Here is a 13,906-nt window from a genome sequence, read left to right as displayed (position 1 = left end):
AAGTGTGTGTTAAGGAGGAAAGAGGCGAAGTATGGACAACAAACAATATTACGTCAAGCTCCCAGTCTGGAAAAAATGCGCGTTCGGCTCGATCGACACGGCCAACAACTTCAGCTGGTCCTACATCAGCTCCTTTTTGGCGATCTATCTGACGGACACCTTCCTGATCCCCGCGAGCTATGTGTCCATCATGTTCCTGGTGTGCCGTTTCTGGGACGCGATCAACGACCCCATCGTCGGCTATCTGGCCGACCGCACCCGCACCCGCTGGGGCCGCTACCGGCCGTGGATCTTTTTCGGTACCGCGCCGCTCTTCATCACGACGGCGCTGCTCTTCTGGCCGCACCCCGATTGGGCGCTCCCGACCAAGATGGTCTACGTCTGCGCCCTTTACGCGCTGGTGGTGCTCTTCTACACGATGGTCAACCTGACCTACGGCTCCCTCAACGCGGTCGTCACGCAGGACCCGGCGGAGCGCGGGTCGCTGGCCTCCTACCGGCTGCTCTTTGCCTACATAGGCTCCACGGCGATGACCCAGCTGGTCGTGCGCGCGGAGCCCGTCCTCTCCAGCAAAAACCCCGGCATGGGCTACTTCTACCTGGCCGTCATCTTTGCCGTCTTCTGCATCCCCATGCAGATCTTCGGCGCGAAGGTGCAGAAGGAGGTCATCCCGCCCTCCAACACGGGCGTCAAGATGTCCATCTTCAAGCAGCTGCGGCTCTCCTTTAAAAACGTCCCCTTCATGATGGTCTGCATCATGTTCCTCGCGCAGGGCTTCTCCCTCTACGGCGTGGGCGCGATCAACACCTACTGGTTCAAGTACGTGGTGGGCGACACCAACCCGCTGGCCACCTACTCCCTGATCACGCTGGTGCCCTCGATGCTCGGCTGCTTCACCTCCCAGTTCTGGAGCAACAAGCTCCGGAACAAGGGCAAGGCCATCGGCATCACCTACGTCGCGCAGGCGGTCTTCTTCACCCTGCAGTTCTTCCTGTTCCGCAACACGGTCAACATCGGGGTGATGTATTTCCTCGGAATTGTCGTGCAGTACTTCGCGGGCGCCAACATGTCGCTCATCTACGGCATGGTCCCGGATACGATCGAATATTCCGAGCTCATCACCAAGGGAGAGCGGATGGACGGTTTCCTCAACACCCTCTCCTCCTTCTGGAACAAGGTGGGCATCACGATCGGCACCGCGGGGACCGTGTGGATCCTGGACCTGGTGGGCTATGTGCCGAACGCGGCGGACCAGCCCTCCAACGTCATTCTCGCGCTCGACCTGATGAAGTGGATCCTGCCGACCATCTTCTGCATCATCGCCCTTGTCTCGCTGATCTGGTACAAACTGGACTACGCGAACTTCGACAAGCTGGTCGCCACCCTCAACGAACAGCGCCCGGTCTGGGAGGCCGAACGCAAAGCCGCCGCCGGGAAGTGACCCCGTCCGGCCGGAGGAAAAGGAGGATTTCCAATGTATCAATCCGACGTGCAGCGCTTTGAACGCTCCAAGAACACCGACCTGTTCGTCACCTTTTTCCCGCTCGTCCTGGCGTTCGGGCTGCGCGGCTTTCTCCTGAAAACCGGCCTTCCGGAGGCGGCCCTCTTTGCGGCGCAGGCGCTGCTGGCGGTCTTTCTGGCCGCCGCGTTCCTGCTCAGCCACCACTGCTATTTCCGTCTCTTCCGCTATACGGTGGCCGAGCGGGGCGGGAGCGGCTACCCCGCGGAGTCGCTCACCTTTGAGCGGCTCTGCGGCAAAAAGTCGCGGATTTACGAGCGGGTCCTGCGCGGTGAAATGCTTTATCTGGCCGCGCCGGATGAGCGCTGCGCGGCGTATGGGAAGCCCTCGGCTTCCTACCGCCTCACGGTCCTTCCCTCCCGGAGCGCCTGCCGGCTCTATTACCGGCAGGAGGGGACCCTCTACTGCGCGGCCTTTCATCCGGACGAACGGCAGGCCGCCGTCCTGCGCCGGTGGACCGGCCAGGACAAAGCGGAAAACCGGCCTGAAGCGGCCGGATCATGTTAGGAGGTAAAATCTTTTATGGCTGAGAAATCACTGGTCCGGAGGCTGGAAAAGGCCTCTCTGGACACCAAGCTGCGTCTGCTGGACCTGTGCCACCAGACGATGATCCACATTGGCGGCGACCTGTCGGTCTGCGACATGATGACCGCGCTCTGGCAGTATGCCATCCGCTACGACGTGGAGAACCCCCACTGGGACGGGCGGGACCGTTTCGTCCTCTCCAAGGGGCACGCGGCGGCCGTCACATCCTTCAGCCAGGCGGCCATCGGCTGCTACGACGTCCAGGACATCTACAAGGAATACGCCACCGACTTCGGGCGGTTCGGCATGCACTCCTGCAACCTGGCGAACCCCTATGTCGACGTTTCCACCGGCTCGCTCGGGCATGGGATGCCCGTGGCCGCGGGCATGGCGGCGGCCCTCAGGCGCAAGGGCTCCCAGAGCAGGGTCTACTGCGTCATCGGGGACGGCGAGTGCGGGGAGGGCTCCATCTGGGAGGGCGCGATGTTCGCCCACCAGTACCAGCTGGGGAACCTGGTCGTGTTCGCCGACCGCAACGGCTTCTCCTTTGACGGCCCCACCGAGGAATACATGGCGCTCGAGCCCTTTGCCGGCAAATGGCGGGCGTTCGGCTGGAATGTGGTGGAGATCGACGGCCACGACATGGACGCGATCATCGATACGATCGACCGCCTCCCCGACGTGTCCAGCGACACGCCGACCATCGTCATCGGCAAGACCGCCAAGGGACACGGCGTGAGCTTTATGGAGAACAACGCCTCCTGGCACGCGGGCGGCGTCAATACGGAGGACTGGGAAAAGGCGAAGGCGGAGCTGACCGCCGCTTATCAAGAGAAATGGGGTGCGGCCGTATGAGCGGAATGACGCTGAATATGGAAGTAATGACCAGCCTGCGGGACGCCGTCGGAAAATGCCTGGCGGAGCTGGGCAAAAAGTACGACAACATGCTCGTCATGACGGCGGATGTGGACACCTCCTCCCGCATTCAGGCGTTCAAGGAGGCGTTCCCCGACCGCTGCTACAACGTGGGGATCGCGGAGCAGTGCCTGATGAGCACCGCCGCCGGGCTCGCCCATGAGGGCTTCAAGCCGCTGACCTTCGCCTTCGCGCCCTTCGCCTCGATGCGCTGCTACGAGCAGGTCCGCACCGACATCTGCTACACCAAGCTGCCGGTCATCATCATCGGCAACGGCGCCGGGTATTCCAACGGTGCTTCCGGCTGCACCCACTGCGGCCTGGAGGATTCGGCGCTGATGGTGGCCTGCAACAACATGACCGTCATCGAACCGGGCGACCCGGCGCAGATGGTAAAGGTGCTTGAGGCGGCCATGGAGCTGAACGCGCCGGTCTATATCCGGCTGGGCCGCGAGGCCACCACCTCCCTGTACGCGGAGGACGTCAAATATGAGATCGGCAAGGCTCTGATCCCCCGCGAGGGGAACGACGGGGCGTTCGTCTGCACCGGCATCATGGTCCACTTCGCCATGGAAGCGGCGAAACGGATCCGTGAGGAGCTCGGCAGGGAGATCCGGGTGGTGGATATGCACACCGTCAAGCCCCTCGACCGCGACGCGGTCATCGCCGCCGCGAAGACGGGGCGCGTGGTCGCCGCGCAGGACCACAACATCAACGGGGGACTGGGACAGCTGGTCGGCTCCACGATCGCCGAGGCGGGAATCACCTGCAAGCTGGCCATCCGCGGATGCCCGGACGAGTTCGTCCCGATCGCGACGCCGGAGTTCCTCTACGCCCGCAACGGCATGGACGCCGACGGGCTCTACCAGGCAATGAAGGCTCTGCTTTAATCTACCGCCGCAGGAGATGGAGGCGGGCGGGAGACCGCCCGCCTCCATTTTGTGAGAAGGGGGAAACGCCATTGGATAAGCTCCGCGCCGGGCTCCTCACGGGGAGGGAGGCCCGCCTGCTGCTGCTCCTCGCGGGCGCCAGCTTTTTGCGAAACCAGCTCTGGCTCACGCCGTCCCCCCTGATGACCGTCATCATGGACGATATGCGCATCGGGTACCGGCAGGGCGGGCAGCTGCTCTTTATTGTCACCGTCCTGATGGGGATCTCCCTCTTCGTCGGGAGCAGGGTCATCGACCGGCTGGGCGCCAGCCGCGCGATGGCGATCGCGATCGGCTGCCTCGCGCTCGACGGCCTTTTTGCCTTCTTTTGCAGAAGCTACCCGCTCGTCCTCGTGGGGCGCGCGTTCAGCGGGATCGGTTACGGGCTGGGCAGCGGGGCGCAGGGCGTCCTGGTCACGGAGCGGTTCCCGCCCGCCCGGCGCGGGCTGATCAACACGATCAACGCCGCCGTAAACGCGCTGAGCATCGCGGCCGCCTACGCGGTCACCGTGCCCCTCTACCGCTTTTTCCACTCCTGGCGCGGGACGCTGCTCTTCTGGTCGCTCGTGTCCGCGGCTTGGATGGGCATCTTCATTCTGTTCGACGCCGCCCACGCGCCGGCCGCGGCCGGCGCGCCGTCCAGGGCGCCCGCCAGCCTTGCGCAGGCGGCGCGCCTCCCGAAGGTGTGGTGCATGGCCGCCGCGATGGGCGGACTGACGATCCTGTACACGGGCTACTCCTCCTATCTGCCCTCCTTTCTCGCCGAGGCGCGCGGGTTCTCCCTGCAGGCCGCCGGGACGGCGACCGGCATGATCTCCGTGGCGGGGCTGGCCGGATGCCTGCTGTGCGGCCCCCTCTTCACGCGGCTGCGCGCCGTCCACATCCCGCTGCTTGCGCTGGAGCTTCTGGTGCTGGCGGGCGCCGCGGGGACCGCGCTCTTTCCGTCCCACACGGGAATCTACGGCGGCATCTTGCTGCTGGGGTTCTGCTTCAACGGCTGGGGGACGGTCTCGGTGACCGCCCTGATGAACATGGACGGGATGACGCCGAGGCTGATGGGCGGGGCGGTCGCGATCTACAGCGGCCTTGGGGGGATCGCCGCCGTCTGCGTCCCGGGCATGTTCTCCTTCTTCCAGGCGCGGTTCGGTATCCGGAGCGCGCTCGCCCTCTTCTGCCTCTTCGTGCTTCCCGCGCTGGCCGGGACCGGGCTGTACGCCCTCCTCTGCCGCCGGCGCGGCGCATGAAAAAAGCCTTGCGCGGAACCTCCACGCAAGGCTTTTTTCACCGGTGCGGCAAATTTTCGGCAAAACAAAACCGGCCGGTCAGAAGACCGGCCGGTTTGATCTGGTGGGAACACGGGGACTCGAACCCTGGACTTCCTGCGTGTGATGCAGGCACTCTAACCAGCTGAGCTATGCTCCCGAGACAAGTGATATTATAGCACATCGTCCGGGGAAAGGCAAGCCCTTTTTTGCACTCAGTCGTCGAACTCCTGCATGACGTTCCCGATCGTGATCGTGCGGTGGGGAAGCCAGACATACTGCCCCTCCAGCCGGGGGACCGCCTCCTTGACGTCCCGCCCGGTGGAAAGCGCGTAGGCGAGCTCGAAGATCGCCTCGGCCTGTCCCTTGGCGTCGTTGAGCACGGTTCCGGTCAGCGTCCCCTCCTTGATCGCTTCGCGGGCGGGGGGCGTTGCGTCGATGCCGACGATCACCGGCAGGTCTTCGATGCCCGCCGCGCGGTAGGCGTCGATCGCGCCGAGCGCCATATCGTCGTTGTTGCTGAAGACCACCTCGATGCGGGGGCCGATCTCCTCGTCCTTCAGCCACTGCCCCATCTTGGCGGAGGCCTGCGCGCGCTGCCAGTTGGCGGTGTCGTTGGCGAGCTTCTCCACGCTGATGCCCGCGCCCGTCACCGTCTTGATCGAATATTCGGTGCGGATGGCGGCGTCCTGGTGGCCAGGCTCCCCCTCAAGCATGACGTATTGGATCTTGCCGTCCCCGTTGCGGTCGACCAGCTCGGGGTTCTGGTTGAAGAGGTTGGAGACGATCCGTCCCTGCAGGACCCCCGATTCGCTGGCGATGGCGCCGACATAGTAGGCGCGGTCCCACCGCTGCATATCCTCCTCGACCGGCTCGCGGTTGAAAAAGACGATGGGGATGTTCGCGGACTTGGCCTTGTCGATAATGACGGAGGCGGCCGTGCGGTCGACCTCGTTGACGCAGATGACGTCGTAGCCCTGCGAGAGGAACTTGTCCACCTGGTCGTTCTGGATGCCCTGGTTGCCCTTGCCGTCCATCACATTGACGGAGATCTTGACCTTGTCCCGGGACTCGCGGGCCTTTGCGGTCTCGAGGAAATACCCGCTGAGGGTGGAGATAAAGGTGTCGTCCTGCCGGTAGACGGTCATGCCGATCTTGATCTGCCGCAGGTCGGGGTTCTGGCTGTCGTCCGAATCGCTGCATCCGCCGGAAAAAAGCGTCAGGCAGAGCGCGGCGGACAACAGGAGCGCCGTCCTTTTCCAGAGCGTGTTCATGCGAAAACCTCCTTCTTGCGGGTCCCCGCCGGGGCGCCGGTTCAGCGGATAAACGGGAAGAGCAGCCGCTGGTTTTCCGGGTCGTACATGTTTTTCCAGTTGATCATGCGGTGCTCGACGACGGTGGCCGGCGCGACCGGCCGCTTCTTGAGGGAATCGACGGCCGCCTTGACCCCCAGGTATCCGATGCCGAAATCGTTCTGCACGATCGTGGCGTTGACAATGTCCTGCTCGATATAGGAAGCGACCTTTCCGGTCGAGCCGATGCCGAAGAGGGTGAGGTAATCGGCCTGCTCGTCGATGACCGCCTGCGCGGCCGCCTCGAGCGCGGTGACGTCGAGGGTGACCACCACGTCGACCGACTTGGGCCGCAGCTCCTGGGCCAGCGTCCGGGCGGCCTCCGACGATTCGTCGGGGAGCGTCCAGCTGATTACCTCGCCGCCGATCTCGCCGAGCACGCTCATGAGCCCGGCGCGCCGCTGCTGCACGTTGCTGCACTGCGCGCTCGATTCCACGACGGCCAGCCGCTTGCGGGCGTTGCCGCTGCGCACGATCTCCTGGCCGAGCTGGACACCCATGGCGTAGTTGTCCGCCGAAATATAGGACTTGACCGCGGCGCTGTTGACGGTCGATTCGATGCAGACCACCGGAATGTTCTCGGAGACCTGCTCGACCGTGCTGACCAGGCCGTTGCTGTCGGCGGCGGCGAGGACGATCGCGTCCACGCCGCTGTCGTATTCGCGCTGGATCAGGGAGATCTGCTCGGGGAGGTTGTTCTCCTCCGACAGGGTGATGAAGCTCAGGTCGACGTTCATCTCGCTGGCGGCCTGGTCGGCCCCCTGCTTGATGCTCTCCCACTGCTCGCCCGTCTTGCCCCGCACGATGAGGGAGACGTCGTAGACCTCGGGGACCTTCTCCTCCCCGAGCACGTCGAAGGTGAGGATCGCGAAGGAGATCGCGAACGCGGACAGGAGCAGCACAAACACGAGGATCTTTCGCTGCGTCATTTCACATCCCCTCCTTTCACAGCCTCGTCGTAGCTGTGGCGGGGCAGGTGGATGCGCACGGTGGTGCCCACGTCCGGCTCGCTGAGGATGGTCAGGCCGTAGCCCTCCCCGTAGCGCAGCTGGATGCGCTGGTTGACGTTGCGCAGCCCGATGCCGGACCCCTTGGAGCGCACCCGCGTCTCGTCGGTCAGCAGGGTCCTGCAGACCTCCTCGGGGATGCCGCTGCCGTTGTCCTCGACGTCGATGTACAGATCGCCGTCCTCCCCGACGTAGGAGCGGACCCGGATCTCGCCGTCCCCGTCCATGAACTCCATGCCGTGGTAGATGGCGTTTTCCAACAGCGGCTGGACGATCAGCTTGATCGTCTCGAGGCGCAGCGTCTCGGGCGCGGCGTCGATCGAGACGGCGAATTTGTTCTTGTAGCGCATCTTCTGGATGGTCAGGTAGTTGCGCGCGTGCTCGAGCTCGTCGTTCACCGGGATGACCGTTTTGCCCTTGGACAGGCTGATGCGGAAGAGCCGCGCGAGCGCGGTGACCATCGTGACCGCCTCCTCGTACCGCTCGTTCTCGATCATCCAGACGATCGAATCGAGGGTATTGTAGAGGAAGTGGGGATTGATCTGGCTCTGGAGCGCGTCGAACTCGCTCTTGCGCTTGGCCTCCTGCTCGACGACGATGTCCTCCATCAGCTGGCGCATCTGGCCCACCATCCGGCGGATCGTCTTGCCGAGGTGCTGGATCTCGTAGGAGCCGCCGACGGCGATGTTGACGTCGAGGTTGTTCTTTTCCAGCTCCTTGACCGAGTTTTCCAGCGCCTTGATCGGGTTGGCGATGCGCGACGAGACGAAGAGGTTCGCGAACACCATCAGAAACATCGTAAAGAAGATGATGAAGACCGCGAAGGTTCGGATGTGGTAGTAGTCGGCGGTGATGTCGGCCATCGGGGTCACGCCGACGATCTTCCAGCCGGTGTAGCCGACCGTCTTGACGGTGACCACCCGTTCCCGGCCGTTGAAGGTTTCCACGTGGTTGCCGTCCTCGTAGTGGACGGCGGCGTGGTTGTTTTCCTCGAGCAGGTTGGAGTAGAGCAGCTGCTGACGGGGGTGGTAGATGATCTCCCCCTCGCTGTCGATGAGGTAGACGTAGCCGCTGCCGCCGAGGCGGACGTTTTTGAAGAGCTGCTCGATGCCCGAAAAGTTCATGTCGACGAGCAGCACGCCGTGGCGGACGTTTCCGCTGCTGGTCAGCTCGACGGCGCGGGAGAGGGAGACCACCCACCGGTAGCGGTAGTCGGGGTCCTCGAAGAGGTTCTGCACATGCGGGGCGGAGAAGTGCAGGTTTTCGATCTTGCCCATCGCGCGCACGAACCAGTCCTGCCCGTTGGGCTGGACCGTCTTTTTCAGGATCGAGAGCGGGGACGCAGCCACGAGCCCGCCCTCGTCGTCCACCACCACGATGCTGACGAGCAGGTCGCGGTTGGTCTCATAGAGCAGGTTCATCTGCGCGTCGATCGTCTCGTCCGCGAGGTCGACGTTCTTGATGACGCGGTAATACATCGCGTCCGAGACGCGCATCATATTGCGCAGGTAGGTGTCGAGGTTCATGTTGACCTGCTCGATGACGCGCCGGTTGTCCTCCTTGACCATCTGCTCGGTCGAGGTGGCGAAGCGCAGGTAGAGGGTCAGCCCCAGGAAGATCATCCCCACCATCGCCACGATCGTAAAGGAGATCGAGATCATGTACTGGATGCTGCGCTTCTGGTAGGACTTGGTGACGCGCCGGAACCACTCCCGAATGGCGTCAATCATGTGCGGCCCCCTGGCTGCTGCGGTATTTGGTCGGCGACATGCCAAACTGCTTTTTAAAGACGTAGCTGAAATAGTTCGGCTCGGTGTAGCCGACCTTCAGCGAGATCTCGTAGGTCTTGTCCTCGGTGGTCGAAAGGAGCTTGACCGCCTCGTCCATGCGCACCTGCGTGAGGTAGGCCACAAAGCTCATGCCCGTCTCCTTTTTAAAGAGGGTGGAGAAGTAGGCGGGGGAGACGTGCAAATGGTCGCAGAGCATCTCGACCGAGATGTCGGGGCTCTGGTAGTTTTCCGATATGAACTGCTTGGCGCTCTCGGCGATCTCCTTGGAGGAGTTGGTGCGCTCCCGGCGGATCATTGTGGAGATCGTCAGGCACATCTCGGTCAGGCGGCGGCCCAGCTCGTCAAGGGAATCGAAGCTCGTGAGGGCGAAGCCGTTGTCGAAATCCCGCCCGAACACCTTGGAGGCGTCGAGCTGGTAGGTGCGGATGACCTTGAGCAGCTCGGCCATCATCTCCATGAGGCAGAGCTGGTACTGCCCGATCGGCAGGCGCGCCTCCTTGAACCGCCCGACGCAGCGGTCGACGGCGTGGCGAATATTCTCCGGGGTCCCCAGCTTGATGGCGGCGAGCAGGTCGCGCTTGTCCTGCTCGTCGAAGGGGAGCTGCGCGGTGGGATCGGGCTCGACGTCGTCGATGTAGATCGCGCGCCCCGAGCCCATCAGCACCCGGTAGTCGAGCGCGCTGCGCGCGCCCTCGGCCGAAAAATGCAGGTCGGCGAGCGACTCGCACAGGCTCCCGACCCCCGCGGTCAGCGTCAGGCGCAGGAACCGCTTGGCCAGCTTGCAGACCTGGTTCATGCCGTCGATGAGGGCGAGCACCTGTCCGCGCTCGTCGAAGCTGGCGATGACCGCGACCGAGTCGTTGTAGAGGGTGCTCTTGAAGCAGCACCGCCGCCCGAGGTTCTCGTCGATGATCTGCCGCACCGAGAGGGGAAGCAGCTCGCTCTGGCGGATGGGCGCGTCCTCCGGCGTGTCGCTGTCGAAATGGGTGAGCACGACCGCCCAGTACCGCCCCGACAGATCGATGCCGTACTGCTCCGCCTGTTCGCCGGCGCGGCGCTCGGTAATCCGCCCGTCGAGCAGGCGGGCGTAGAACTGCTCGCGCAGCAGCGGCAGGCTGCTCTGGTAGCGCTGGCGCAGCAGCGCGATGTTTCGCTTTTCGGCGAACTCCGCGTCGAGCTGGCTTTTCAGGCGCTGCAAAACCGCCGTCAGTTCGGCGGCGTTGATCGGTTTTAGGATGTACTCGGCGGCGCCCATCTGGATCGCCTTCTGGGCGTACTCGAAGTCGTCGAAGCCGGAGAAGATCACGAGCTTGGTGTCGGGCATCAGCTCGCACAGCCGCTTCCCGAGGGTGAGCCCGTCCATGAAGGGCATCTTGATGTCGGTCATCACGACGTCGGGGTGGAGCTGCTCGGCCAGCTCGAGCGCCTCCTGGCCGTTTTCGGCCGAGGCGACCAGCTCGAACCCGTTGCCCTTCCAGTCGATCTTGCGCCGGATCCCGTCGCGGATCTCCTCCTCGTCGTCGACAAGCATAACGCGGTACAGGGACATGGAATCCTCCTTCCGGCCGGCGGGTCCCCGCCCGCGGCCGCAAAACCTCCCCGGCGGGAGGGCTTTTCAGGCGGGCGGCCCTTCGCGCCGGCCCCCGCTGCAGTGGGAAAACAGGGCGCGTCGTGCGCGCCGGAAGGGGTTCTGTGCAGGATACACAGTATTGTTCCCCTGATAATCACTAGCATTATATCATTTTCTTCCAAAAAAAGAAAGGGCCGACTTGAAAAGCCGGCCCTTTTTTTGGGAAACCAAACGGTTAGGATTATTTCTTGCGATATTTGCCCATGTCGATCGCGACCGCGACGGCGATGATGATGCCCTTGATGACCTGCTGCCACATCGGGGAGATGTTGATAAACTGCAGGCCGTACTGGATGACCGAGAAGATCAGAACACCGGAGACGATGCCGCCGACCTTACCGATACCGCCGTTCAGCGAGACGCCGCCGACGACGCAGGCGGCGATTGCGTCGAGCTCATAGCCGTTGCCGTAGTTGTTGGTGGCGCCCGCGGTACGGGCGGCCTCCAGGACGCCGCCGACGCCGTAGAGGGCGGAGGCGAGGATGAAGATGCCCATGATGGTCTTGAAGACGTTGACGCCCGAAACGACCGCCGCTTCACGGTTGCCGCCGATGGCGTAGACGTTCTTGCCGAAGACCGTCTTGTTGAGCACGAACCAGATGATCACCAGCACGACGAGGGCGATCGGGACGAGGATCGAGATGCCGGGGAAGACGACCTGTCCGGCCGCGTTCCTGATTTCACCGAGCTTGGTGAGACCGAGGGCGGAGAAGTCGGAGCGGATGCCGCCCAGAGGCTGCGAGTTGTTGGGAGGCAGATCGAAGTAGAGGGAAGTCGCGCCGTAGACGATAACCTGGACGGCCAGCGTTGCGATGAACGGGTGCATGTCGTATTTCGCGACGAGGAAACCGTTCAGGGTGCCGAAGAACATGCAGGCGACGATCGCGAGCAGGATCGGCAGGATGATCGGGACCTGCGGCAGGTCGGGGTAGAAGCGGTTGGCATATGTAGCCGTCTGGAGCATCGAGCAGGAGATGACCGCCGCCAGGCCGACCATACGGCCGGCGGAGAGGTCGGTGCCCGCGATCAGCAGGGTGAAGCAGATACCCAGCGCGATGATCAGCCTCGTGGAGGAGATCGACAGGATATCGAGGATAACGCGGACCTGCATGAACCGGCGCTCCTTGATGCAGATGATCACAACGAGCACGAGCAGCGCGAGGATGATCGCGTAGTTGGTCAGGAAGGCTTTCGCCGCTTTTTTGGAGAACGTGACGTCGCCGAGGGTGGCGCGCCGGGAATACTGGATGCCGCCGTAGATGGCGACGATGATGCCGAGGCCGATCATGATGACCGGCAGGTCAAAAATCACCTTGGACAGGTCAACGGCGAATTGCAGGAGCAAACCGAGGACGATCAAAACGCCGCCGCCAATGATGAAGCCAAGGGAGAATTTCGCGCGGGGGACGATCTTTCCTTGCATTCCTAGTACCTCACTTTCCTAAATCATTTCATAAACTGGGTTGCCAGGCGCATAACCTCGACCTGGTCGAACTGGTCCTTCTCGAGGAAGCCGGTAACCCTGCCCTCGCACATGACCATGACGCGGTCGGCCATGCCGAGCAGCTCGGGCATCTCGGAGGAGATCATGATGATGCTCTTGCCCGCCTTGACGAGGTCGAGCATAATGGTGTAGATCTCATATTTGGCGCCGACGTCGATGCCGCGCGTCGGCTCGTCAAGAATCAGGATGTCGGGGTCGGTGAGCAGCCAGCGGGCGATCAGCACCTTCTGCTGGTTGCCGCCCGAAAGGTTCTGCATGGCGGTCTCAAGGGTCGGGGTCTTGACGTTGAGCTGCTTGTCGGCTTCCGACGCGGCCTGGTAGCGTTTCTTCTCCTGAAGCACGCCGTGTCTGGCGTATTTCTGCTGGCTTGCAATAACGGTGTTGTCGAGCACCGAAAGGGAACCGAACACGCCGGTCGCGCGCCGTTCCTCGGTCAGCAGGGCGATTTTGGCGGCTTTGGCGTCACGCACGTTCTTGACGTGGAAGGCCTTGCCGTTCTTCTCGATGATGCCGGAAGCGATCTCCCGCAAACCAAAGATCGCTTCGACCAGCTCGGTGCGCTGCGCGCCGACCAGTCCGCCGATGCCGAGAATCTCGCCGCGGTGCAGGTGGAAGCTGACATCCTGGAATGATTTGGGAAGTGGGGAGCAGAGGTCCTTGACACGGAGCACCGTCTCGCGCGGGAAGGGCTCGTAGTCCTTGGGCGGGAAGCGGTTGGTCATGTCGCGGCCGACCATGCGGCTGATGATCAGGTCGGTGGTCAGCTCGGCGGCGGGCCAGGTGCCGACATACTGTCCATCGCGCATGATGGTGACCTCGTCCGCGATGCGCAGGATCTCTTCCATCTTGTGCGAAATGTAGATGATGGAACGTCCTTCGTCGCGGAGCTGGTTGATGATCTTGAAGAGGTGCTCGGTCTCATTATCGGTCAGCGACGAAGTCGGCTCATCCATGATAATGATCTTCGAGTTGTAGCTGACGGCCCTTGCGATCTCCACCAGCTGCAGGGTGGATGCGGAGAGCTCGCCGGCGCGGATTTCGGGGTCGATGTCCAGATCGACCTTTTTGAACAGGTCCTTGGTCATCTGGATCATTTTCTTGCGGTCCACGGCGATGCCCCTCATGGGGAACCTGCCCAGCCAGATGTTCTCCATGACCGGCCGGAACCGGATCGGGTGGAGCTCCTGGTGGATCATGGAAACGCCCAGATCAAGCGCCTGCTTGGAAGTGTTGATGACTTCCTTTTTCCCGTCGAGAATGATCTCGCCGCCATCTTCGTGATAGATGCCGAAAAGACATTTCATCAGGGTGGATTTGCCGGCGCCGTTCTCACCCATCAGAGCGTGCACGGTGCCCGGACGGACTTTTAGTGTAACGCCGTCCAAGGCGGTGACGCCGGGAAAAACCTTGGTGATCTTGTTCATTTCCAGCACGTATTCGCCCATACAGTCGTCCTCCTTCTTTCCTGAAATA

At 62.9% G+C, this 13,906-nt stretch carries 11 protein-coding genes and 1 tRNA gene; 5 read left to right on the top strand and 7 right to left on the bottom strand.

The window, feature by feature from the left end; all coding sequences use genetic code 11:
• The first annotated feature begins 31 nt into the window (after positions 1-31).
• The 5 genes from C1A13_RS11510 to C1A13_RS11490 all read left to right on the top strand — a co-directional run bounded on the left by C1A13_RS11510 (position 32) and on the right by C1A13_RS11490 (position 5,132).
• Positions 32-1,441 (top strand): MFS transporter, encoded by a 1,410-nt coding sequence (locus C1A13_RS11510; RefSeq protein WP_101552125.1) that lies wholly within the window; start codon positions 32-34, stop codon positions 1,439-1,441.
• A gap of 33 nt (positions 1,442-1,474) precedes the next feature.
• Entirely contained in the window at positions 1,475-2,026 is a 552-nt protein-coding gene (locus tag C1A13_RS11505) for a hypothetical protein (RefSeq protein WP_101552123.1), read from the top strand.
• A 15-nt stretch (positions 2,027-2,041) separates the two neighbouring features.
• Entirely contained in the window at positions 2,042-2,899 is an 858-nt protein-coding gene (locus C1A13_RS11500) for a transketolase (RefSeq protein ID WP_101552120.1), read from the top strand.
• On the top strand, positions 2,896-3,849 hold the full coding sequence (locus tag C1A13_RS11495) for a transketolase family protein (protein ID WP_158595541.1): 954 nt from the start codon (positions 2,896-2,898) through the stop codon (positions 3,847-3,849). The genes C1A13_RS11500 and C1A13_RS11495 overlap by 4 nt, the downstream gene beginning before the upstream one ends.
• Positions 3,850-3,920: 71 nt before the next feature.
• Complete coding sequence (locus tag C1A13_RS11490) at positions 3,921-5,132, top strand: MFS transporter (RefSeq protein WP_172439268.1); 1,212 nt, start codon at positions 3,921-3,923, stop codon at positions 5,130-5,132.
• A 101-nt stretch (positions 5,133-5,233) separates the two neighbouring features.
• Here the strand turns inward: C1A13_RS11490 and C1A13_RS11485 are convergent.
• The 7 genes from C1A13_RS11485 to C1A13_RS11455 form a co-directional block, all read right to left on the bottom strand.
• Positions 5,234-5,310: transfer RNA gene (locus C1A13_RS11485), tRNA-Val, on the bottom strand.
• Between the two features lie 55 nt (positions 5,311-5,365).
• On the bottom strand, positions 5,366-6,424 hold the full coding sequence (locus C1A13_RS11480; protein WP_101552113.1) for a galactose ABC transporter substrate-binding protein: 1,059 nt from the start codon (positions 6,422-6,424) through the stop codon (positions 5,366-5,368).
• 41 nt (positions 6,425-6,465) lie between these two features.
• Positions 6,466-7,431 carry a substrate-binding domain-containing protein gene (locus C1A13_RS11475; RefSeq protein WP_101552111.1) on the bottom strand — a complete coding sequence of 322 codons (966 nt, stop codon included), beginning with the start codon at positions 7,429-7,431 and terminating at the stop codon, positions 6,466-6,468.
• A complete protein-coding gene (locus C1A13_RS11470; protein WP_101552109.1) occupies positions 7,428-9,239 on the bottom strand; it encodes a cache domain-containing protein in 1,812 nt (603 codons plus the stop codon). The genes C1A13_RS11475 and C1A13_RS11470 overlap by 4 nt, the downstream gene beginning before the upstream one ends.
• Positions 9,232-10,848, bottom strand: a complete 1,617-nt coding sequence (locus tag C1A13_RS11465) for a response regulator transcription factor (protein WP_101552107.1) — start codon at positions 10,846-10,848, stop codon at positions 9,232-9,234. Before C1A13_RS11465 ends, C1A13_RS11470 begins: the two co-directional genes overlap by 8 nt.
• 262 nt (positions 10,849-11,110) lie before the next feature.
• Complete coding sequence (mglC, locus tag C1A13_RS11460; RefSeq protein ID WP_101552105.1) at positions 11,111-12,352, bottom strand: galactose/methyl galactoside ABC transporter permease MglC; 1,242 nt, start codon at positions 12,350-12,352, stop codon at positions 11,111-11,113.
• 23 nt (positions 12,353-12,375) lie between these two features.
• Positions 12,376-13,878, bottom strand: coding sequence for a sugar ABC transporter ATP-binding protein (locus C1A13_RS11455; RefSeq protein WP_101552103.1), 1,503 nt, complete (start codon positions 13,876-13,878; stop codon positions 12,376-12,378).
• Positions 13,879-13,906 lie beyond the last annotated feature (28 nt).

The sequence above is a fragment of the Anaerotruncus massiliensis (ex Togo et al. 2026) genome, from assembly GCF_900199635.1.
Classification (GTDB): domain Bacteria; phylum Bacillota; class Clostridia; order Oscillospirales; family Ruminococcaceae; genus Anaerotruncus; species Anaerotruncus massiliensis.
This window is presented reverse-complemented; position numbering and strand designations above follow the sequence as displayed.